Consider the following 22,374-nt stretch of genomic DNA (forward strand, 5'->3'; position numbering starts at 1 on the left):
TTTTCAAAATTCCAGAATTTATTTCTTTTGGAATTTTAGAATTAGCTTGTTCATAAAGATGTGAACAGATTTAAGATTAAAACATTAATTATCAATTAATTAAAAAAAGCCGCTCATAAATTGAGCGGCTCCCCTGAATTTCAATTTACTTATTGAAACATATCTTTCATGCGTTGAAAAAATCCTTTCTCGTTTTGTCCAGGACTTGGCTTAAAGTTTTCGCTTTTCTTTAATTTTTCAAGCATTTCTTTTTCTTCTTTACTTACTTTCTTTGGCGTCCAAACATTGATATGAACAAACAAATCTCCATGTCCGTAACCTTGAAGAATAGGTAACCCTTTTCCTTTCAAGCGCAACATTTTTCCGCTTTGAGTTCCAGGCTCCACTTTTATTTTCGCTTTACCTGAAACTGTTGGAATTTCAATAGATTCACCTAAAACGGCATCCACAAAGTTTACGAATGCTTCGTAATGTAAATGTTCGCCATCTCTTCGTAATTCTTCGTGAGCTTGTTCTTCAATTACAACGATTAAATCCCCCGGAATTCCATTGAATGGGCCAGCATTCCCTTTTCCCGTAACACTCAATTGCATTCCTTCTTCAACTCCCGCCGGAATATCGATTTCAATAACTTCTTCTTGTCTTTTCAATCCTTGGTTATCTGCATCAGCTGGTTTCTGATCAATCATTTTTCCAGCTCCCTGACACACATTACAGGTAGATTGCGTTTGCATTGCTCCTAAAAACGTTTGAGCAACTCGGGTAATTCGACCAGATCCGTTACATGTAGCACAAGTCTTGTAGGTTACACCATCTGCATTTACCAGTTTATTGACTTTGATTTTTTTCGTGACGCCTTCAGCTACCTCTTCCAAAGTCAATTTCATCTTAACACGCAAGTTCGTTCCACGCACAACACGTTGTCCTCCACCTCGTGAACCACCAAAACTTCCGCCTCCGCCAAAAGCACCTCCGAAAACATCTCCAAATTGGTTAAAGATGTCATCCATGTTCATTCCGCCACCGAATCCGCCAGCGTTTCCACCTAAACCGGCATGACCATATTGATCATATCGTGCTTTTTTATTGGCATCTGAAAGGATTTCATATGCTTCTGCAGCTTCTTTAAATTTATCCTCCGCCTCGGAATCACCTGGATTTTTATCTGGGTGATATTTCAATGCCATTTTGCGGTAAGCTTTCTTAATCTCAGCCTCCGACGCACCTTTTGAAATACCAAGAACTTCGTAATAATCTCTTTTATCCATTTTCAATTAATTGAAGATTGAAGATTCTAAAAATCTTCTTTCTTAAATCTCCACTCTTTTTACTGTCCTACAACAACTTTTGCAAAACGAATTACTTTATCATTCAGGTAATATCCTTTTTCAACGTCATCAACGATTTTCCCTTTCAAGTCTTCAGAAGGAGCTGGAACATTAGCAATAGCTTCATGCAAATCAGAATCAAAAGCTTGATGCTTTGCTTCCATTTGTTTCAGTCCTTTCCCTTCCAACAAGTTGCGAAGTTTGTGATGAATCAATTTGAATCCATCCTTTACTCCTGAAATATCCTCTGAATTTTCGTTGTTTGCAATTGCACGCTCAAAATCATCCATTACAGACAACATATCTTTCAATACACCAGCACTTGCCGTTGAAATCAATTCTATTTTCTCTTTGTTTGTACGTTTTCTGTAATTATCAAACTCCGAATACAAACGCAAATATTTGTCATTCAAAGCTGCAATTTGATCTTCAGTTGAAGTTGCACCAGCATTTCCTGCCGAATTGTCAGCGTTTTCAACCTCTTCGTTCACCACTTCTTCTTGATTACCTTGATTTTGCGTATTCGCATCTTGGTTAAACTCTTCGTTTTGAACTACTTCTTCTGCCATGATTGTCTTTTTTTTGATTCAATTTAGTCAACTACCTTGCCATTGCGAATTTACAGACAAGCTGACAGATGGAACTGACACTTTTTCCATTTACATTCTCAATTCAAAAGAGGTTTTTAAAAATAATACTCGTAGAAATGTAATGAACGGATTTTTCTCCTGCTGAAACATGTAACAGATCGTTCATGTATCCTAAACTATAAGTAATTTTTTTATTTTTTGAGTGGTAAGAAACAAGCGCAGAAAATCGCGTTTCACCATATTCAAAATGCCTCCATGACTGGGTATCTTCTTGAAATTCGGTTGAAAACAAAAACTCACACCCTATAAGCGCAGTAAGCCTTTTGGAAGGAATTAGGTCAAATTCACTTTGAAATTTCAACCGAGATCTAAAAGCTGATGAGACTTTCCACGCTCGAAATTGAGGATTATAGAATTTACGATATTCTTGTCTGAAAGCGATAGAAGGAATCCACTTTTTCTTCCATGTTTTGGTAATTCTCGAATAGATTCTAAACTCGTGTTTGAATCGATCTTCAGTAGCTAAATATGGTGGTATTTTATTGAATTCATTTTGATGACGATAGCTTGCAGCCAAAGAAACGCTCCAAGTTGGTTTGAATTTAAATTTCACTTCTTCATTGATAACAAAAATCCCCAAATGTTCAAAAACATTGGTATTATCAACAGTACTTTCTCCTGCAAGTCCAAAATAAGTGATGGAGCTAAATTTTCCAACAGAATCCAATTTTTGATCTAAACCAATGGCGAACCACCCATTCATTTTCGAATTACTTCCCAAACCTGGAGGGGTTAATTGTGCAAAAGAATGGTCGAAAAACAATAGGAAAAGAAGAGATATTATTGGCAGCTTCATCATGAATATTTAATTCTTTAAGATAAATAGTCAAGACAATTATCAAGAGATATCCCATCCTTGAGAATTGATAATTATCTTGACTCCATCTTTTCAACTACTTCCCTATTTTTGTCAATACAAATGGATCTTGTTTCTCACCCTTTTCAGAATAAACCACTTTTTGATCTCCCAAAGCACCGTCGATTTCAATTTCATAATAGATACTTTTGCCAATCTCAATTCGTTTTGAATCGTCCAATTTGTAGTCTTTAAACTCAGCTTTCACTTTTGCCAAAATAACCGCAGGAATTTGATCATTCCTGATTTCTTCCTCTACTTTCAAAATCGTTCCTTGCGTATTCACCCAAACTTCATAATCATTCTTATCTAAATCAAATTCAGCTTCATAGATTCCGTTTTTCACTTCCCATTCCAAATCTTTTGCATTCGGATATTTTGTCATCACTGCGTTGATAACAACTGATGGGATTTCTTGCTGAGCAATTGTGCTAGCACATGAGATAAATGACAGTGGCAAAAAAGCCAATACGATGCATTTTAAACTTTTCATAACTTGTGTTTTTTAATTTATACTACAAATTTATGAGGCAAATTGGGAAAGAAACTGGAATAAAAATGAATTAGACTTTAGAACATCTGGATCTTAAGTCTTTTAAACTTTCTAATCAAACTTCACTGTAAATTGATGCATTGAATTAGAATAAGCATACTCAATTCGATATCCAGAAATATCAACAATAGATTTTGCGATTGCTAAACCTAAACCTGTAGAAGATTGGTCGGTCGACTCTTTCTGAAAACGCTGAAAGACTTTGGTCGAGTCCAATTCTTTATCGGAACCAGAATTGGAAATTTGAAAGGAAGAATTTGTAATCAAAAGTTCGATTTTTCCCTTGTTGAAATTGTGTCGAATTGCATTTTTAATCAAGTTAGTGATCAATATCCGAGCTAACTCAGGATTCATTTTTACTTTCAAATCATCTTCCTTTTTAAAAATGACCTCCAGTTCTTTGAATTCAATTAACTCTTTAAAATCCAACAATAGACTTTTAATCAAATCATTAAAATCGATTGTTTCTTCGTTTAAAAATTGCTTGTTTTCAATTTTCGAGAGAAGTAAGAGTGATTTATTCAGTCTTGTTAGTCGTTGTAAGGTTTCAATTGTTTGAAAAACTTCATTCACTACTTCTTCAGATAATTCTGGATTTTCTGCTAACAATTGTAATTTATTCAAAGCAATTGCAAGTGGGGTTTGAAGTTCGTGAGAGGCATTTTCAATCAGTTGTTTTTGATTGTGAAAGGAACGAATATTACTTTCCAAAACATCAGCAATCACTTTATTCAACAGCTTAAATTCAGCTACATTGGATTTCAGTAACTGAACTTGTTCGTTTTTACCCAATTTAAACTCACTCAAATGATTCAAAAACTTAAAAAAGGGTTTCCACATGCTTCTCAAAACCACTGTGTTTATGGCTAAAATAGTGACAATTAGAATCAGATAAAGCCATAATAAGGAGTAGAATAAATCTTCGATCAAATCGTCTTCTTCCACCATGGATGAAATGACCTTCAGTTGATAGAATTCATTTTCAGAAGCTTCAAAAACCGTTGTTAATAAACGCACGGGTTCCAAATCGTCTTCATTCTCCATGTACATCAAGGTATCTTTGTACACATCGTAATGATTCAAAGCATGATGTCCTTCTATTTTTCGGATTGCATAATTTCCTTCATCGAAACTCTGTTTTGCCAAAACGGTAGAATCTAAATTTGCCTGATGAATAATCAACAATTTAGAATTGTCCAATCCATCATCAATACTGTCATGAACCTCATCAATCATATTTACGTAAAAAATGAAGGCCCATGCAGTCAACGCAACCAATAAGGCAACAGCCATATAGATTATTGTGCGTTGAATTAACTTCACGATTCTATCAATTTATAACCGACTCCATAAATAGACTGGATTTCTAGTCCAGTGTCCATCTCGTTCATTTTCTTGCGCAAATTCTTTATTTGAGAATAAATAAATTCAAAATTATCGGATTCATCAATGTTATCTCCCCAAACATGTTCTGCCAATGCTGTTTTTGACACCAATCTTCCTTTGTTTGATACCAAATACATGAAAATCGCAAATTCTTTTCGATTAAGTACAATTGGTTCTCCATTCATCGAAAGAGCTTGGTTTGTAATATCAACCTGAAGATTTCCGATTTCGAATAATGCGTTTCCATCAAACTTTTTCCGGCGTACAATGGAACGTATTCGAGCAATTAATTCCGAAAAATGAAAGGGTTTGGTTAAATAATCATCCGCCCCCAAATTCAATCCTTCCAATTTATCATCTAACGAATTTCGGGCCGAAAGAATTAAAACACCGTCTGATTTCCCTTGATTTTTCAATTCTTGAAGTAACTCCAATCCGCTACCATCTGGCAAATTAATGTCTAGTAAAATACAATCATACTCGTAGATTAAAGCCTTATCGAGGGCATCATTTAGGTTCGTAGCAGATTCAACAAGCGCATTTTCTTGTTTTAAAGCTCGTTCAATTGACTCCAGCATTTCGGGTTCGTCTTCTACAACTAGAATTTTCATTTTTCAAAGTTCCTTTAAAATTCTGAAAAAAAACTGGAATTATTCTCCATTAATTCACAATAATAAAACAACTCAAATGAACTCAAATTAGAAATAAGCTCTAAATTTGAACCAATTTTAGAATTGCATGCTTCGTCCTTTTCGTGATGTACTTAAACTTCTTCTTTTCTGGATTGTTTGTTTCGACATTCATCGGATCTTGTTTTCAATACACCATTATGGGAAGTTAAAAGATGTAGGTTTAGGCGAATGGTTATTAGCATTTATCTATTCATTCAGATTAGATTTGGCAGCAGCAGCAGCATTATCCGCAATTCCATTCTTATTCCGATTACTTCAGTATTACAGCAATTGGATTTGGTGGCGGCGACTTTTTAGAATTTCATTAATCACACTTGTTTTATTTCTCGTTTTAGTTCAGGCAGGTGAAACGGTAGCTTATGGTGAATGGAATCACAAGTTAACATCTCGTGTCTTCATGCACTTATCTCACCCAGATGAAGTAGCTAGAACGGCGAATTATTCAATGATCTTCTGGTATATATTGTACGCTTTAATCCAATTGGTAATTTATATTTTCATTTCGAGGAAATTCTTCAAGAAAACCCCCATCGAAAAGGTCAATATTCGCCATTGGTTTGAATGGAGCGGTTTACCAGTAACTTACATTCTTGCAGGCTTTCTATTCTTCATGTCACTTCGTGGAGGGTTTCAACCAATTCCATTAAATATCAATGCTGCCAGTTATTCCAACAAAGCAGTGGTGAATGATATTTCGATTAACTCACTTTACTTTTTCGGAAAAAGCTATTTGTTGTATAATCGCTCGGAAATAGATGCTTTTATTCCAAAAGTTGATAAAGTATTGGCACGAAAAACTGTTGAAAAATGGTACAGTTATCCCAAGGAACACGATAATTACTTTTTGGAGGATAGCCGCCCAAATGTGGTGTTTATTATTTTGGAAGGATGGTCCGCAGAAGCAATAGGAAGTTTAAGTAAAAATAAAGGCGCGACCCCTAATTTTGATAGATTAACAAAAAGTGGAGTTCTTTTTTCAAATATTTACGCAACAAGCACCACTTCTGAGATAGGAAACTCAAGTATTTTCAGTGGGCATTACACCTTGCCAGAAGTTTCTATTTCTATGCAACCAGAGAAACACCGAAAATTGCATTGTCTCAATGAAGACATGGAAGCTTGGGGATACCACAGCTCATATATTTTTAGTGGTGATTTGAAATACGGAAATATTGGCGGTTACTTCATGGATCACGGTTTTGATGTAGTCAAAGATGAAACTGACTTCCCTTCTGATTTACCTCGAGGAAAACTCAACTTTTACGATCGGGATTTATACAAATTCTTGATTCAAGAAATTAACAGCAACAAGAAACCATTTTTACAATGTGCCTTCACAGGAAGTACACATGCTCCTTATGATCAGCCAAAAGGAAAAGGAAAACACTTTACTGGTGAAGAAGCCGATTTCATGAACTCATTGGTTTATGCAGATAATTGCCTGGGAGAATTCATCAACAATTGTAAGAAATATTCGTGGTATAAAAACACGCTCTTCGTCTTCGTAGCAGATCATGGCCATGCTGCTCCAGGAATGGTTGATCCAGGAAGTGGAAAATTTTACCACGTACCTCTTTTATTTTATGGTGAACCAATCAAAAAAACGTATCGTGGCAAACGAATGAATGTCATTGGTTCGCAAGCAGATATCGCTGCTACTTTGATTTATCAAATGAAAGGAAAACCAGCACGTTATCCTTATAGCAAAGATTTGATGAATCCAAAAGTTCCTCAATTTGCTTTCCATTCCATTATTCGGGGATATGGCTGGGGAACGAATAAAGGAAACTTCACGTATTACATGGAGCAAAAAATTGTTGGAGACAATACCTATTCAAAAAAAGACTTCGCACGAGAACGCTTGAATTGTTCTTATTTCCTCAATACGCTTTACGAGGATTATAAAAAATTGTAAGTTCTTGGTTTTTCCAAGATTGTACGAGAAAAGTAGCGTATCTTTGCGCCGACGCTAAAGCTATAGCGCAAGTGTTGTACCCCCATTGAAGAAAGCATGGCATCCAAATTGATCAATATTCGAAATTTAAATCTGGAAGAACTAAAAGCAGCTATTGTTGGTTTTGGAGAACCTGCATTTCGTGCAAAACAGGTTTATGAGTGGATTTGGAAGAAAAATGTCCACGACTTCAATGCCATGGCAAACATTGGAAAAAGCCTGCAGGAAAAATTGCAGGAAAATTTTTACTTTGATGGAATTACCATCGAAGATCAACAAATTTCCGTCGATAAAACCATCAAATGTGCTTTTGGAATTGAAGGCCAAAGTCAAGTAGTTGAAGGAGTTTTAATTCCTACAACGAATCGGATGACAGCTTGTATTTCTTCTCAGGTTGGTTGTAGCTTGTCATGTGCCTTTTGTGCAACTGGCCGCTTAAAAATGATGCGGAACTTGAGTGCTGGAGAAATTGTAGATCAAGTCGTTTATCTGAAAAACTTAGCAACTGGCAAATACAACACCAATCTGTCCAATATTGTTTACATGGGAATGGGAGAACCCTTGCTGAATTACAAAAATGTGGTTCGAAGCGTCGATATTTTGACGGATGAAAACGGACTTGGAATGTCTCCCAAACGAATCACAGTTTCTACCGCTGGAATCGCTAAAATGATTCGAAAATTGGGGGATGACGATGTCAAATTCAATTTAGCACTTTCTCTTCATGCAGCAAATGATGTGAAGCGTTCAAAAATCATGGACATCAATGACACCAACAACTTGGATGAACTTTCTGAGGCTTTGTTGTATTTCCATGAGAAAACAGGATCTCGCGTTACTTTCGAATACATCATTTTCAAAGATTTCAACGACGGTTTGGAAGATGCTAGAGAATTAGCAGATTTCGCGAAAGTTGTTCCGTGCAAAATCAATATCATCGAATACAATCCGATTGATGATGGAGAATACCAACAAGCTGATCGTCAGAAAGTAGATGATTTCGCGCGTTTTTTAGAAGAAAAATGCAACCTCATCGTAAATGTACGACGCAGTCGTGGAAAAGACATTGATGCGGCTTGTGGTCAATTAGCGAATAAAAATAAAATGATTGATAAACGAGTTTTGAAAACTGTTTAGAAGACAATAGACTTCAGTCTAAGAAAATAGTTCGCAATTTCTTCTAAACTATTTTCGCGTTTTGAATTTCACATTTTGAATTAAGTTAAATTTGTATTCATGACAGTTCAGGAGATTTTAGCACCCATAGAAACCGAGATGAAACTTTTCGAGGTTCGTTTCCATGAGAGTATGAAATCAAAAGTTCCTTTACTGGACAAAATTACCCATTATATTATTCGAAGAAAAGGAAAGCAAATGCGTCCGATGTTTTTATTTCTAACAGCAAAAATGCTGGGCGAAGTGAATGAAAAAACGTATCAAAGCGCTTCATTAGTTGAATTATTGCATACCGCAACTCTTGTTCATGATGATGTGGTAGACGATGCCAATGAACGTCGTGGATTCTTTTCTGTAAATGCGCTTTGGAAGAATAAAATTGCTGTTTTAGTTGGCGATTATATGCTTTCACGCGTTTTGCTCCATTCATTGGAAAATGATAATATACGCGCATTGCAAATTGTTGCACGAGCAGTTCGCGAAATGAGTGAAGGAGAATTGCTGCAAATTGAAAAAGCGCGCAAACTGGATATTACCGAAGAAGTCTATTTTGATGTCATTCGTCAAAAAACAGCGAGTCTCATCGCAACTGTTTGTGAATCTGCTGCTGCTTCCGTAGATCGGGAAGACATGGCTGATCGCATGCGAAATTTCGGAGAATTAGTTGGACTTGCTTTTCAAGTAAAAGATGATATTTTCGACTATGGAACTCCAGGTAATATTGGCAAACCAACAGGAAATGACATTCGTGAACGAAAAATGACCTTACCGCTGATTTATGCAATGCAGCACAGTGATATTTCGGTGAAAAAAGAATTATTGAATATTGTGAAGAACCACAATGAAGAAAAAAAGTATGTTCAACGTGCCATTCAATTAGTGATTGAAGCTGGAGGAATTGAATATGCTCATAATCGAATGATTGAATTGAAGACAGAAGCACTCTCACTCCTAAATGATATTCCAGATTCTGAATCGAAAAGAGCGTTGATTGGTTTGGTGGAATATACAGTTACTAGAGATAAATAATTTAAAATTCAATAAGCTGAAAGAAAAGCGATAAGTTTTCAACCAATCGATTCATTTCAACGTTGTGATAAGCAAATTTCTTTAGACAACTTTCAAATGACAAATCAATCATTCATAATTATCCATCGTTGCTGCCGAATTAATTTTTGTTATAACCCAGTCTTTCCAGCACGGCGAACTAACACTTTTCCCTAAATCATTTTCGCACTAATCCGTCAGCTGACGGATCATTATTTAATCTTCAAAAGCTAACGCTTTTTCCCAAATCATTTTCGCACTAACGTTTGTCATGATTTGGTCTTCAAAAGCTAGTGCTTTTTCTTATCTTTGAATTAATATTAAAAAAACATGAAACAAGTAATTGGAATTATTTCGGTGGTACTTTTTTTACTCACGCTAGGAAGTTGTGGAGATGACCAAAATACTGCTAAAAAAGAATCAGCTAGTGATTTAGTAGATATCAAAAATGGAATCTATACAGAATACTATCCTGGTAGAAAAGCAGTTAAATTCAAAGGTCCTCAAGATGATGAAAATTTAAGAAACGGTCGTTGGTTTTTCTATGATGAGAAGGGAAATGAGCTTTCTATGACAGAATATGTCAATGGAAAAAAACACGGATTTATCTTTGTCCGTTATCCAAATGGATCCATGCGTTATACCGGAGAATTTAATATGGATGTGGAATCTGGAGTTTGGAAATTTTACAATGAAGACGGAACAATTTCTTCAGAGAAAGATTACGCAAACACCGAAATTATCCAATAAGAGAAAGCACTGCTTTCGATAAGAACAAACGTAGTTTGTGAAGACTGAGCTAAGCAAGACGAATTGCTTAACGCTCGGGAACAAGCATAAGCGAAGTTAAATTTAAGCAAAGCTTTTGATGAAAATCAAGCCACAGTAAAGATCAAAGAATATATAACAGTATGTCACGCATTCCCCCGCATATCATAGATGAAATCATGCAAACATCTCGTATTGAAGAGGTGATTGGGGAATTTGTGAGCTTGAAAAAATCGGGATCGAACCTGAAAGGATTGAGTCCATTTGTGGATGAGAAATCACCTTCCTTCATGGTTTCTCCAGCGAAACAAATTTTCAAGTGCTTTTCTTCTGGAAAAGGCGGAACGGTGGTTAGTTTCCTCATGGAAAAAGAACATTTTTCTTATCCCGAAGCTTTAAAATGGTTGGCAGACAAATACGGAATTCAGGTTCCTGAAGATAAACCGCAAACTGCGGAAGAAATGGCTGCCATTACCGAACGCGAAAGTTTATACATCATCAATGAATTCGCCAAAGAGCATTTTATGCACAACATGCATGAAACAAACGAAGGCCAAAACATTGGACTTTCTTACTTTGAAGAACGTGGATTTCGAAAAGACATCATTCAGAAATTTCAATTGGGTTATTGTTTGAATTCAGGCGATGATTTCACCAAAGCAGCATTAAAAAAAGGATATAAAAAGGAATATCTAGAATCTGTTGGGTTAACCAGAACCAAAGAAGAACGCAGCTTTGATTTTTTTCGCGGTCGCGTGATGTTCCCTATTCATTCCATTTCTGGTCGCGTATTGGGGTTTGGAGGACGAACGTTAATCACAGACAAAAAAGTAGCGAAATACTTCAATTCTCCTGAAAGTATCATTTACAACAAAAGTGAAATTTTGTATGGATTGTACTTTGCAAAAGGAGATATTATCAAATATGACAATTGTTTCTTGTGTGAAGGTTATACCGATGTTATTTCGATGCACCAAGCAGGAGTGCCCAATTCGGTTGCTTCTTCTGGGACTTCTTTAACGAAAGAACAGATCCGCTTAATCAAACGCTACACGCAAAACATTACAATTTTATACGATGGTGATGCAGCTGGAATCAAAGCTTCATTCCGCGGAATTGATTTGATTTTAGAAGAAGGAATGAACGTCAAAGTGGTCCTTTTCCCTGATGGGGATGACCCAGACTCCTATTCCAAAAAAGTAAGTACAACGGAATTGATGGATTTCATTAAGGCCAATACGCAAGACTTCGTAAGCTTCAAAACATCTCTCCTACTTGCTGAAGGAAACAATGATCCGCTTCAAAAAGCACAAATAATTCGCGACGTAGTCCATTCTATTTCCTTGATTCCTGATCAAATCACACGTTCTGTTTTTACAACAGAAATTGCAAGGGTTTTCGGGTTTGATGAGAGTATTGTCATCAATGAACTCAACAAACTGCGCAAAAACAACATTGCGCGTGATTTAGAAGAACCACAAATTGCACAAAATCCTGCTTTTACAGACACCTTTACTACTCCTACCCCTCAATCGACGACTGCACAAGAAGTTAAAAACCCTTATGCCATTGAGGAGTTTGAATTGATTCGGATTTTAGTGAAATATGGAATTTTTGCTATCACAACTGATCATATTGATGAACATGGAGTATCTCACCCTGTAGAAGTGAGCGTTGCAGAATTGGTTCATCATGAATTATCCAAAGATGAATTAATCTTTCAATATCCCATATATCAGGAAATATACCAGCAGATAGTCGAAGGACTAAGTTCTAAAACACTCTACAAAATTTCATTTTGGTTGCGTCATGAAAAACCTGAAGTCGTGCAATTAATTACTGAAATTGAAACAGATCAATACGAATTAAGTCCAAAATGGCTTTCTAAATACAATGTAGATACGAATCGCGAAGTTGATAAGCTCAAAGCAACAGTAATGAATGGAATTTACGCCTTTAAAAAGCTGCGTATCATGCAACGAATCGAACAAATACAGAAAGACTTGAATGAACTGGCTGAAAACATTACAGACGAACAACTTCAGGATTTACTCTCTGAACAAATCGTATTGGAACGTGTAAAAATGTCTATTGCAGGAAAATTGAATCAAACAATTATTCATTAAATATGTTAGAAGAGCAATTCAAACTTGGTCTCATTCAGGTTTCCTATCTGAATATTCTAATTATTGCGGTTTCCTTCTTTCTCGCTTATGTTGCGCGAAAAATTATTTCTCGTTCTGTAAAACGTTACTTGACTTCTGCAAATATTCATTTGGAGGGTCGTAAAACTACATGGCTCAAATTACTCAGTCAAAGTGGATTTGCACTTGCAACATACATTTCTGTTAAAAGCTTCAACATCAACAATGAAGGAGTCACATTTCGAGAGTTTTTAGATTACAAATTTATTGACACTTCCAAAATCAAGGTGAGCTTTGAGAATGTCATTTTAGTCATCCTCATCATTTTCAGTGCGCGAGTGGTTCTCAATGTCGTTCGTTTATTCTTTCAACGTCGCTTTAAACGAAATAAAATATCCGAAATAGGAACGGAATACGTTTACACACAAGTAGCAAAGTACATTATCAACATATTTGCATTCTTCTTAATTTTAGTCGCTTTAGATGTCGATGCGAAACTATTTTTAGGAGGTTCTGCTGCATTATTGGTCGGTTTGGGACTTGGATTACAGGATGTTTTCAAAGACATGTTTTCGGGATTTGTTCTTCTATTTGAAGGAAGTATTCGTGTAGGAGATGTCGTAGAATTCAATGATGGTAAATCATCCGAATCAATGGTGGCTAAAATCATTCGAATCAATGTAAGAACCACTCAAATTGAAACCCGTGATGGAAATGTATTAATTGTTCCAAATGCAAAGCTTACACAAGAATACATTGAAAATTGGAGCCATGGGAGTACACTTTCCAGGTTCCGCCTTCCAGTAACCGTTGCTTTTGGAAGCGATACACATATGGTGAGTGAAATTCTAAAGCAAGCCGTCTTGAGCCATCCAAAAGTGCACAAATCCAAAGGAGTTGATGTGCGATTAAATGATTTTGGTGAGAATGGGCTTCAAATGGAAGTGCTGTTTTGGGCCGACCAAAGTTGGGATATCAATATCTACAAGTCAGAGATTCGTTTTGAGATTGATCGTTTATTCCGTCATTACAAAATCCGAATTCCTTATCCACAGAGAGATATGCGTATTATTCAAAATTCAAACGAGGATAAAGACTAGAGACTTTAGACCAAAGACTAAATTTGTCTTTAGTCTAAAGTCTTTTTACTTTCCAATCCATTCTCAAACTCATCCAAGTTTGTATATTTGCACCCTATGAAAGCAGAAATTAAAGCAGTTATTGATGCAATGAGTAAGCGTTTTACTTCGCATCCTTGGCATGGAATTGAAATCGGTGAGAAACAACCAGCAATCGTGAATGCCTATATTGAAATTATCCCAGCAGATTCAATCAAATACGAAATACACAAACCATCAGGTTATTTGATGGTTGATCGACCACAAAAATTATCCAATCACATGCCTTGTTTGTATGGATTTGTTCCGCAAACATACTGTGACAAAGAAGTGGCGGCTTTTTCAAATGAAAAAACAGGTCGTACTGACATTACAGGAGATGGTGATCCATTAGATATCTGTGTTCTTTCGGAGCGGGTTTTTCACCAAGGAAACATCATTTGTGATGCAAAAGTAATTGGTGGTTTCCGCATGATTGATGGTGGTGAAGCCGATGATAAAATCATTGCTGTACTAAAAGGAGATCAAGCTTACGGAGGGATTGAAGATATTTCGGAAATGCCAAAAATGGTGATTGATCGTGTGCGTCACTTTTTCTTGACCTACAAAGACTTGGATGGTGGAGCTAAAAATGTGGAGATTACTCACGTTTATGGGAAAGAAGAAGCTTTTGAAGTGATTAAAAGATCACACAACGATTATACAAACAAATACGGAAATGCCGATGAGAATTTGGCAGTTGCATTAGAAAAATTGTTAGGTTAATACCTGACATTTTTTTTATCACACAAGAGGAAGTATTGCTTCCGATAACGGATCTGCCTCAGTGGATTAAACATAAATTAAATTCAGAATATGAAACACTTGTTTATCACAACAATTTTAGCTCTTAGCTTAAGTACATTAGCAAACGCGCAATTAGCGCCACAATCAAGTTCAATGAGTAAATTGGAGCAAACAGTAGGTCTTACAGATCTTTCTATTCACTATTCAAGACCAAGTAAGAAAGGTCGTGTGATTTTTGGAGATGTTGTTCCTTTTGGAGAAGTTTGGAGAACTGGTGCAAATGAAAATACGAAATTCACGAATTCAGATGCTCTTATTTTTGGAAAAGACACCTTGAAACCAGGAACTTATGCACTTTACACAAAACCAACGAAAGAATCTTGGGACTTAATTTTCTACACAGATGTTACAAACTGGGGGACTCCTGAAGTTTGGGACGAGAAAAAAGTAGCATTGAAAGTAAATGCTAAGTCAACTAGTTTGAAAGATGCAGTAGAAACATTTACCATTTCAGTGGATGGTTTAGAATCAACAAACGGAGCAACTTTAACACTAAAATGGGATCAAACAGCAGTTGCTTTTCCATTTGCAGTTCCTACCGATTCAAAAGTGATGGCAAACATCAACAAAGTAATGGCAGGACCTTCTGCAAATGATTACGCTGGTGCAGCTAGTTACTATTTAGAGACTAAAAAAGACTTGAAAAAAGCATTGGAATGGGCAACAAAAGCTACTGAGATGCAACCTGAAGCATTTTGGATTTTCCGTACAAAGTCATTGATTCAAGCGGAATTGGGTGATAAAAAAGGTGCCATTGAATCTGCAAAAAAAGGATTAGCATTGGCTGAAAAAGCAAGCTATGCTCCTTATGTAAAAATGTTCAATGAGTCATTGAAAGAATGGAGTAAGTAAATCTCTTTTAAATAAGCGATTAGATTGATATTCTAATCGCTTATTTTTATATCCATGAAATTGAATTTCAACTCACTCATCATCTTCCTTGCCACGATAGTTTTTGCACTAACGGCTTACTTCAGTGTTGGTTATTTCCATGCAGACGAACACTATCAAGTCATTGAATTCGCAGGCTTAAAAGCAGGTTGGAATACACCGCAAGAAGTTGCTTGGGAATATCACACACAAATCAGATCCGCTTTACTTCCCACTCTAGCCTATTGGATTTTTAGCTTTAACTCTTTCTTTCACATTACAGATCCTTACACTTCTTTATTCGTACTGCGGTTGATTAGTGGATTTTTGTGTCTATTTGCTCTCGTTTTTTTCTTTCGAAAATCAAGTATAGTAATCTTTAAACCAGAGCAATCCAATTCCTTTTTTAAAGCGACTTATCTCATTTTATTACTCTTAAGCTGGTATATTCCATTTTTAAGTGTCCGATTTTCATCCGAAACGTGGTCTGCAATCTGCTTACTTTTCGCATTGGGATTCTACTTTGAAATCGGTAAAAACAAATACAATGCACTCATTATAGGAATACTCTTTGGGCTTTCATTTCTATTTCGGTTTCAAATGGCATTCGGACTCATCGGAATCGGAATTTACCACTTAATCTACGGACAACAAAAACTCAAAACGACATTGAGCGTTTTAATCGGTTTTTCAATCGTCTTATTGATTGGTATTTTTATCGATCGCTGGTTTTATTCGGAATGGGTTTTCACGCCTTGGAACTACTTTTGGTTGTTCTTCGAAAATGACATTCTTAACAATGTAGAATCAAGTTTTGGAACATCTTCCAAGTATTATTACCTCGAAGCATTGGTTCAACTTCCTACTCATTTCATTGGAATTGTTCTATTGATTTGCTTCGTAATCGCTGTAATTTTCAAACCGAAAAATCCAGTTGTTTGGTTTATTATTCCTTTCGTATTAATCCATTCACTCATTGCACATAAAGAAGAGCGGTTTCTATTTCCAATTGTATTTCTATTTCCCTTTTTTATTATTTCCGCTTTCTTGGTAATGAGTCAATCCACATTTCTTCGAAAATTTTTCAACCCCCTCGTTATCTATACCATTTTCGCATTGTTTTTCACCCATGTGGTTGGGCTATTTTTCATGACAACTAAATCTGCTGGACTTGGAAGAATGGAAATCACCCAATACATTCACTCGCATTACGACACACAAAAAATCCATTTAATCAATACCCCCTATTCAAACCCATATAATCCATGGGGAAGTCTTCCTGAAAAAATGTATCTGGAAAAAAAGATTGACTTTCAACAAATTGATAATCTCGCAAATTTCTCTGATACGTTATTCCAAACAAAGAGCATCAATCTGTTAGTTGTTCGTGGGTATTATCTAGAGAACAACAAGCTGCCTAAGAACATCGATAAAATGGGATTGAAGTTGATTGCTCAAAGTATTTCGAAAAAAGAACAATCCATGAATCGTTATGTCAAAGGATTTGAAAATGCAGATGTATTGTATCTTTATGAATGGAAAAGACACAATACAAGCACTACCAAAAGATCTCGAACTCACGTTAATGAATAAATAGTAGCTTTGACTCAGTGAAATTAACGAACATACTTACTTCATGAAGTTATCCATAAAATCTATTATTATCTTCATTTCTGTTGTCGTATTTACTATTACAGCAACCAATAGTGTCGGTTTTTTTCACGCCGATGAGCATTACCAAATCATAGAATTTGCTGGGTTAAAAGCTGGATGGAATACTCCGGAAGATCTCGTATGGGAATATCACACTAAAATTAGACCAACCCTTCAACCAACAATTGCAGTTGGATTCATTTCAATCTTCAAGTTTTTTGGAGCAAGCGATCCATACACTATTTCTTTTCTCTTACGTGAAATAACTGCTCTATTACTCATTTTTGCACTTGTTTTCTTTTTCACCAATACCAAACGCTTCATACCTTCTAAAAAAGAAAGTACAAATAGCAAACTTCTGGAAGCGCTGTATTTGGGGTTTCTCCTACTTATTTGGTACATCCCCTATTTAGGAGTTCGATTTTCATCTGAAACCTGGTCAGCAATCTTCTTACTCTTCGCAATGGGCTGTTTTTGTTCCGAAAACAAGAGTCGAAAAAAGATACTCCTTACTGGTCTTTTTTTCGGACTAAGCTTTCTATTCCGTTTTCAAATTTTGTTCGCACTGGTAGGTTTTGGAATGTGGTTTTTAATTTTCAATCGAAAAAACTGGAAAGAACTCCTTCAAATTATTGGTGCATTTTCACTCGTTTTTTGTTTCGGAATTCTTATTGACAGTATCTTTTACAACGAATTTACTATCAGTGTTTGGAACTATTTTGATCAAAATATCTTGCAACACAAAGCTGCTGAATTTGGAGAATTACCCTGGGATTATTACATCAGCTCCTTATTTCATCTCCCCACAAAATTGATTGGAACTTTATTCTTTTTAAGTATTACTTCTGCTATTATCTTTCGAAATAAAGCACCATTCATTTGGATGATTATTAGTTTCATTCTATTACACATGTTAGTGTCTCACAAAGAAGAACGTTTCCTATTTCCAATCGCATTTTTCTTTCCGTTGTTTTTTATTCAATTCTTTCAACTACTCATGGATTCGATTCCACGAAAAATTGCACTCATGCTAATTGGTTTAACTAGCTTGGGAATTGTAACAACAAGTATTGTTGGTTTGCCCATTTTGGCAAGTAGCCCAGCTGGCCTCGGTAGAAATGGAATCACTCGTTTCATTCATCTGAAATATCCGAATAAAATTGTTAATCTCATTGCGATGCCTTATGCAAATCCATATAGTCCTTGGTTTCGCAATGAAAAATTCTACTTAGATAAAAATGTAGGTTTCACACCAATTGATAATTTTGAAGCACTCAATTCATCTATTATCAAAAAGAATGAGATCAATTTATTTGTTACAACTCAGTTCTTTTTAGAAACCTATCCACATAAAGAAAACATCCAAAAACTAGGTTTCAAGTTAATCCAACAAAGCATTCCTGAATATCAATTAAAAATGGATAAGTATGTTCGAGGGATTGAAGATCAAAATATCACTTATTTATATGAGTTAAAAAAATAGGCATTCTTATTGCAAGCACATTTTTTATTCGTATTTTAGAATAAGTCAGACAACAATGAAAATCAGTTTAATCATTTGGCTCCTGTTTTTTACAGGATTTGTGCACGCTCAACAAGCAATTTCTGATGATGTGTTTGAATTTGGTGAAATTTATACCAATTCCAAACGATATATTGATTTGACTATTGGAAATTCAAAAACAACGAAGATTTACATTTTGCGGGTTGAACATAGCCCAGAAGTTACCTACCGTTTGAGCTCAGATCTAATTTCCCCCGATTCTTCCGTCAATTTACGAATTCAAGTTAACCCTAAAAAAAAAGGTGATTTCAATTTTGTGTTTAAAATGCATTTAAGCGACCAATCAGAAGCTCCTGTTGTCTATCAGTTAAATGGTTCTCTGGAAGATGAATTACCTACTAATGACTATCTCACGCAATGTCCTGATTTCAATGCTGTTCCAGTAAAATCAGCTCAACCAAGTGAGTTAACAATTCGTACTATCGACAAAGAAACGAAAGAAGTTATTTCAAAATCGACCATAAGTATCATACACAACGGTCAGCCAAGCGGAACATGGGTAACGGGGAACTTAGGATTATTCAAGGAAAAGCTACCTCCTGGCTTCTTCTATTTTTTAGTTAGTAAAGAAGGCTATCTAACCAAAGAAGCTGGAATTTATGTAGGACCTGAAATCTCTGAGATCACCATTCCTTTGTCAAAAGATCCGAAATACGATCAACCAGTTCCAGTCGAAATAGAAATTCCCGAATTAGATATTGCTCAAAAACTACCCGAACTAGATGCTGAGAAGAAATTAAACGAACAAATGAATAATGAACAGGTTGATTCTATCACAGAAAAAATTATTCCTGAATTAGCCGCCATTCCAAGTGACAATTTTGATGAGTCCTATTTCAAAGATGTCAATGTGATTTTCGTTATTGATATTTCAAGCTCCATGAAAAATGGCGAAAAAATGAATCTAATGAAGTATTCTTTAAATCAGTTGGTGAGTAAATTAAGGCCCAATGATGATATGGGAATGGTAACTTACGCGAACACTGCTGATGTTTTTCAAGCTCCCACTTCTGGTAGTAACAAGGAATCTTTGAAAAGTTCAATTACAAGCTTAAAGCCTTCAGGAATGACTGCTGGAGGAAAGGGAATCAAATTGGGCTACAAAGAGGTTATGAAAAACTATGATCCAGCAAAAGCAAATATGGTTATCATTATTACAGATGGAGCTTTCAACAAAGATTCAGATGATTATCAGAAAACGGTTCAAAAATATGCGAAAAAGGGGGTTGTTTTTTCTGTTTTAGGAATTGAAACACGCGAAAGGGATGCTAAATTATTGCAAGAAGCTGCTGCATTTGGAAATGGAAGGTATGTATCCATTCAAAAACTAGTTGACGCGCATTCTAATCTAACGGAAGAAATTAGGATTGCTGCATTCAAAGGAATTAAGAAATAAGTCATTCTAATTGTTTTTCACCGAAATAATTTTCTATAATTTTATTAAACAATGAATCTGTTAAAAGCAGTTTCTATTTCGAATCTATTCCTAGCTTTGCATCTGTTCTAAATAAATACGAATGAAATTCTCCTTTCTAAGGAAAAAGTGGTTCAAAATACCGTATACTCTTCTGCTTTATGGATTTGCCGCTTATGGATTTATTCTCACGGCAACTTATTTCGCTGTAAAATTCAATTGGACCAATGAAAAAGGTTCTGTCGATGTCAACAATCGTTATTTCTCCGAAATGCATGATAAGTATGATCAATCCTTTAAAGTTGATTCTGTTTCCATGATTAAGCATCGATTTGAAGTATTGAATCGTATCATGCTTGTGAATGAGTATTATCCCAAAAATGCCAATTTAATTCTCGCTACATACACTGAAAACAAAGACGAGAAATTAGCCTTACGAATGCTCGATGCTGTAGATTTACAATTAAAAAAGAACAAATCATACCGTAAAGCATGGTCAAAGTGGAAACACAAAGACCAAAAATCGGATCAAAAATCAACTGGACTGAGTGTTTTTGAATGGATGAACATTGCCGAATGGAAAGACTTCAAAGAAGCAGTTACCAAAGACAAAAAATACATTGATTCGGTGTATAAAGTTACTGGAGTTGAACCACGTTTAATCGTAGCATGTTTAGTCGGAGAACAAATTCGTTTGTTTAATTCGAGTAGAGAATCGTACAAAAGATATATTGGTCCATTAAAAGTATTGGCTCTTGAAAACCACCTTTCTTATGGCGTTACAGGAATAAAAAATGGAACAGCATTAACTATCGAGCGATTTTTAGCAGAAAAAGGAAGTGAATTTTACCCTGGCGAAAAATACGAAGCTCTTTTGGATTTTGATTCAACAATCAATTATGCAAGTAAAAGCAATGACACATTAGATATTCGTTTACAGCGATTGGTTCAGTGGGAAAACCACTACTATTCCTACCTTTATACAGCATTATTTTTGCGTGAAATAAAAACGCAATGGGAAAAAGCGGGTTATTCTATTGAAGACAGACCTGAAATTTTGGCTTCTCTTTTTAATCTTGGATTCCAACGCTCTGTTCCAAAACCAAATCCTGCTGTTGGTGGCTCTGTTTATAAAATAAAAGACAAAGAATACACCTTTGGTTCTGTAGCCTATGAATTTTTCTATAGTGGTGAATTGGCAAATGTTTTTCCTTTCAAAAAGAAAAGCTTTGATGAACCAAAAACAGTCATAAAAAGGATTGTTCCAACAAACTAACATCTCTGATTTTTTGAATACGAATAAATGGGATTAAAATAAATCAAACTAATTTCTTAATTTTATTTGTTGGATATTTTTGTGTAATTTAAACCTTCTAAATAGAACCAAAATCCGATGAATCAATCTATTTCTGTTGCTTATGCTGAAGATAACGAACCTTTAAGGCTTTTGTTAGTAAATGCGTTAGAAACTAAAGGTCCATTCAAAGTATTAATCAAGGCCCAGGACGGTTTAGATTTAATTCAGCAATTAATTCAAACTTCTGTTGATATTATCCTTTTGGATATCAACATGCCAATCATGAATGGAAATGAAGTTTTAGAGTACCTCAAAAAATCGCAATCCAATACAAAAGTGATTGTTTATAGCTTTCACAATTCTCCAGAAATCACAGAGAATTATCTAGAAAATGGAGCTTCTGCCTTTATCAGTAAAGATTCTGACATTGTACATATTGTTGAAGAAATTCAGCGAATTCATTATTTAAAATCGTAATCTATCAATTATTAGACACAAAAAAAGAGGACATTCATCCTCTTTTCAAATTGTTTAAAACGCGTTTATTTCGAAACAGGTAATGTTGCAGTAATCTTAATATTATTGCTCACATCTCCACCCGATTTTCCAACTCCATAAACAGAACGATCAATACTAAACGAAGCAACAAAAGTACCTTTGTTTCCTTTTTTAGCGAAAGTGAATGGAATCGTTACATCCTTTGTTACATCTTTCACTTGAAGTTTCCCTTTCACGGAATATCCAGCTGACGTTTTCTCAAACGAAGAAGAAGTAAACTTGATTTTTGGAAATTTCTCCGCATCAAACCACTCATCTCCGATGGCATGTTTATTCTGCAATCCATTTCCAGTATTGATAGAATTCACGTCAAGTGACATTGAAAACTTAGATGCAGCCAGTTTCGTTTCATCAAAATTGATAGTCGCACTGAATGTTTTAAAAATCCCGTCGACTCCTTTTGCAGAAAACTCAATAGCGTAATCCTTTCCAAGCTTCCAAGTCGCAACCTGTGTGAAAGCAAATACTCCCCCAACTAGGAGGAGTATTGACATAAAAGA

Annotated in this window: 20 protein-coding genes; 13 read left to right on the forward strand and 7 right to left on the reverse strand. The window is 35.5% G+C overall.

All coding sequences use genetic code 11. The annotated features are described in order from the left end of the window. Positions 1-149: 149 nt before the first annotated feature. The 6 genes from dnaJ to FLUTA_RS01195 form a co-directional block, all read right to left on the reverse strand. Positions 150-1,268, reverse strand: coding sequence for a molecular chaperone DnaJ (gene dnaJ, locus FLUTA_RS01170; RefSeq protein WP_013685018.1), 1,119 nt, complete (start codon positions 1,266-1,268; stop codon positions 150-152). A 59-nt stretch (positions 1,269-1,327) separates the two neighbouring features. Continuing rightward, complete coding sequence (locus FLUTA_RS01175; RefSeq protein WP_013685019.1) at positions 1,328-1,897, reverse strand: nucleotide exchange factor GrpE; 570 nt, start codon at positions 1,895-1,897, stop codon at positions 1,328-1,330. Positions 1,898-2,000: 103 nt separating this feature from the next. Then, positions 2,001-2,777, reverse strand: a complete 777-nt coding sequence (locus FLUTA_RS01180) for a DUF2490 domain-containing protein (RefSeq protein WP_013685020.1) — start codon at positions 2,775-2,777, stop codon at positions 2,001-2,003. A 94-nt stretch (positions 2,778-2,871) separates the two neighbouring features. After that, positions 2,872-3,327 (reverse strand): PepSY-like domain-containing protein, encoded by a 456-nt coding sequence (locus FLUTA_RS01185; RefSeq protein ID WP_013685021.1) that lies wholly within the window; start codon positions 3,325-3,327, stop codon positions 2,872-2,874. A gap of 111 nt (positions 3,328-3,438) precedes the next feature. Then, positions 3,439-4,710 carry a sensor histidine kinase gene (locus tag FLUTA_RS01190; protein ID WP_043023559.1) on the reverse strand — a complete coding sequence of 424 codons (1,272 nt, stop codon included), beginning with the start codon at positions 4,708-4,710 and terminating at the stop codon, positions 3,439-3,441. After that, positions 4,707-5,384, reverse strand: coding sequence for a response regulator transcription factor (locus FLUTA_RS01195; RefSeq protein ID WP_013685023.1), 678 nt, complete (start codon positions 5,382-5,384; stop codon positions 4,707-4,709). The genes FLUTA_RS01190 and FLUTA_RS01195 overlap by 4 nt, the downstream gene beginning before the upstream one ends. Positions 5,385-5,511: 127 nt before the next feature. Here FLUTA_RS01195 and FLUTA_RS01200 point away from each other — a divergent pair, with 127 nt between their 5' ends. The 13 genes from FLUTA_RS01200 (at position 5,512) to FLUTA_RS01260 (ending at position 21,793) form a co-directional block, all read left to right on the forward strand. Next, positions 5,512-7,380, forward strand: coding sequence for an LTA synthase family protein (locus FLUTA_RS01200; protein WP_013685024.1), 1,869 nt, complete (start codon positions 5,512-5,514; stop codon positions 7,378-7,380). A gap of 96 nt (positions 7,381-7,476) precedes the next feature. After that, a complete protein-coding gene (gene rlmN / locus FLUTA_RS01205) occupies positions 7,477-8,556 on the forward strand; it encodes a dual-specificity RNA methyltransferase RlmN (protein WP_013685025.1) in 1,080 nt (359 codons plus the stop codon). A 99-nt stretch (positions 8,557-8,655) separates the two neighbouring features. Beyond that, positions 8,656-9,624 (forward strand): polyprenyl synthetase family protein, encoded by a 969-nt coding sequence (locus tag FLUTA_RS01210; RefSeq protein ID WP_013685026.1) that lies wholly within the window; start codon positions 8,656-8,658, stop codon positions 9,622-9,624. Positions 9,625-9,972: 348 nt separating this feature from the next. Next, positions 9,973-10,392 (forward strand): toxin-antitoxin system YwqK family antitoxin, encoded by a 420-nt coding sequence (locus FLUTA_RS01215; protein ID WP_013685027.1) that lies wholly within the window; start codon positions 9,973-9,975, stop codon positions 10,390-10,392. A gap of 161 nt (positions 10,393-10,553) precedes the next feature. Next, positions 10,554-12,536: a DNA primase gene (dnaG, locus tag FLUTA_RS01220; RefSeq protein WP_013685028.1), complete on the forward strand. Its 1,983-nt coding sequence runs from the start codon at positions 10,554-10,556 to the stop codon at positions 12,534-12,536. A gap of 2 nt (positions 12,537-12,538) precedes the next feature. After that, positions 12,539-13,654: a mechanosensitive ion channel family protein gene (locus FLUTA_RS01225; RefSeq protein ID WP_013685029.1), complete on the forward strand. Its 1,116-nt coding sequence runs from the start codon at positions 12,539-12,541 to the stop codon at positions 13,652-13,654. Positions 13,655-13,783: 129 nt separating this feature from the next. Next, complete coding sequence (locus FLUTA_RS01230; protein ID WP_218916788.1) at positions 13,784-14,437, forward strand: inorganic pyrophosphatase; 654 nt, start codon at positions 13,784-13,786, stop codon at positions 14,435-14,437. A 90-nt stretch (positions 14,438-14,527) separates the two neighbouring features. Continuing rightward, the gene (locus FLUTA_RS01235; protein ID WP_013685031.1) at positions 14,528-15,370 is read left to right on the forward strand and encodes a DUF2911 domain-containing protein; all 843 of its coding nucleotides are present in this window, start codon (positions 14,528-14,530) and stop codon (positions 15,368-15,370) included. 54 nt (positions 15,371-15,424) lie between these two features. Next, positions 15,425-16,981, forward strand: coding sequence for a glycosyltransferase family protein (locus tag FLUTA_RS01240; RefSeq protein ID WP_013685032.1), 1,557 nt, complete (start codon positions 15,425-15,427; stop codon positions 16,979-16,981). Between the two features lie 43 nt (positions 16,982-17,024). Continuing rightward, a complete protein-coding gene (locus FLUTA_RS01245; RefSeq protein WP_013685033.1) occupies positions 17,025-18,524 on the forward strand; it encodes a glycosyltransferase family protein in 1,500 nt (499 codons plus the stop codon). 55 nt (positions 18,525-18,579) lie between these two features. Beyond that, a complete protein-coding gene (locus FLUTA_RS01250) occupies positions 18,580-20,001 on the forward strand; it encodes a vWA domain-containing protein (RefSeq protein WP_013685034.1) in 1,422 nt (473 codons plus the stop codon). Between the two features lie 121 nt (positions 20,002-20,122). Continuing rightward, positions 20,123-21,295: a hypothetical protein gene (locus FLUTA_RS01255; RefSeq protein ID WP_013685035.1), complete on the forward strand. Its 1,173-nt coding sequence runs from the start codon at positions 20,123-20,125 to the stop codon at positions 21,293-21,295. 117 nt (positions 21,296-21,412) lie between these two features. Continuing rightward, entirely contained in the window at positions 21,413-21,793 is a 381-nt protein-coding gene (locus tag FLUTA_RS01260) for a response regulator (protein ID WP_013685036.1), read from the forward strand. A gap of 65 nt (positions 21,794-21,858) precedes the next feature. Here the strand turns inward: FLUTA_RS01260 and FLUTA_RS01265 are convergent, their stop codons facing one another. Continuing rightward, the gene (locus FLUTA_RS01265) at positions 21,859-22,368 is read right to left on the reverse strand and encodes a YceI family protein (RefSeq protein ID WP_218916782.1); all 510 of its coding nucleotides are present in this window, start codon (positions 22,366-22,368) and stop codon (positions 21,859-21,861) included. Positions 22,369-22,374: the final 6 nt, after the last annotated feature.

The sequence above is a fragment of the Fluviicola taffensis DSM 16823 genome, assembly GCF_000194605.1.
Lineage (GTDB): Bacteria > Bacteroidota > Bacteroidia > Flavobacteriales_D > Crocinitomicaceae > Fluviicola > Fluviicola taffensis.

Coding starts and splice junctions, on each gene's coding strand:
- dnaJ (WP_013685018.1), bottom strand. CDS start 1,268: ATGGATAAAAGAGATTATTACGAAGTTCTTGGTATTTCAAAAGGTGCG.
- FLUTA_RS01175 (WP_013685019.1), bottom strand. CDS start 1,897: ATGGCAGAAGAAGTAGTTCAAAACGAAGAGTTTAACCAAGATGCGAAT.
- FLUTA_RS01180 (WP_013685020.1), bottom strand. CDS start 2,777: ATGATGAAGCTGCCAATAATATCTCTTCTTTTCCTATTGTTTTTCGAC.
- FLUTA_RS01185 (WP_013685021.1), bottom strand. CDS start 3,327: ATGAAAAGTTTAAAATGCATCGTATTGGCTTTTTTGCCACTGTCATTT.
- FLUTA_RS01195 (WP_013685023.1), bottom strand. CDS start 5,384: ATGAAAATTCTAGTTGTAGAAGACGAACCCGAAATGCTGGAGTCAATT.
- FLUTA_RS01200 (WP_013685024.1), top strand. CDS start 5,512: ATGCTTCGTCCTTTTCGTGATGTACTTAAACTTCTTCTTTTCTGGATT.
- rlmN (WP_013685025.1), top strand. CDS start 7,477: ATGGCATCCAAATTGATCAATATTCGAAATTTAAATCTGGAAGAACTA.
- FLUTA_RS01210 (WP_013685026.1), top strand. CDS start 8,656: ATGACAGTTCAGGAGATTTTAGCACCCATAGAAACCGAGATGAAACTT.
- FLUTA_RS01215 (WP_013685027.1), top strand. CDS start 9,973: ATGAAACAAGTAATTGGAATTATTTCGGTGGTACTTTTTTTACTCACG.
- dnaG (WP_013685028.1), top strand. CDS start 10,554: ATGTCACGCATTCCCCCGCATATCATAGATGAAATCATGCAAACATCT.
- FLUTA_RS01225 (WP_013685029.1), top strand. CDS start 12,539: ATGTTAGAAGAGCAATTCAAACTTGGTCTCATTCAGGTTTCCTATCTG.
- FLUTA_RS01230 (WP_218916788.1), top strand. CDS start 13,784: ATGAGTAAGCGTTTTACTTCGCATCCTTGGCATGGAATTGAAATCGGT.
- FLUTA_RS01235 (WP_013685031.1), top strand. CDS start 14,528: ATGAAACACTTGTTTATCACAACAATTTTAGCTCTTAGCTTAAGTACA.
- FLUTA_RS01240 (WP_013685032.1), top strand. CDS start 15,425: ATGAAATTGAATTTCAACTCACTCATCATCTTCCTTGCCACGATAGTT.
- FLUTA_RS01245 (WP_013685033.1), top strand. CDS start 17,025: ATGAAGTTATCCATAAAATCTATTATTATCTTCATTTCTGTTGTCGTA.
- FLUTA_RS01250 (WP_013685034.1), top strand. CDS start 18,580: ATGAAAATCAGTTTAATCATTTGGCTCCTGTTTTTTACAGGATTTGTG.
- FLUTA_RS01255 (WP_013685035.1), top strand. CDS start 20,123: ATGAAATTCTCCTTTCTAAGGAAAAAGTGGTTCAAAATACCGTATACT.
- FLUTA_RS01260 (WP_013685036.1), top strand. CDS start 21,413: ATGAATCAATCTATTTCTGTTGCTTATGCTGAAGATAACGAACCTTTA.
- FLUTA_RS01265 (WP_218916782.1), bottom strand. CDS start 22,368: ATGTCAATACTCCTCCTAGTTGGGGGAGTATTTGCTTTCACACAGGTT.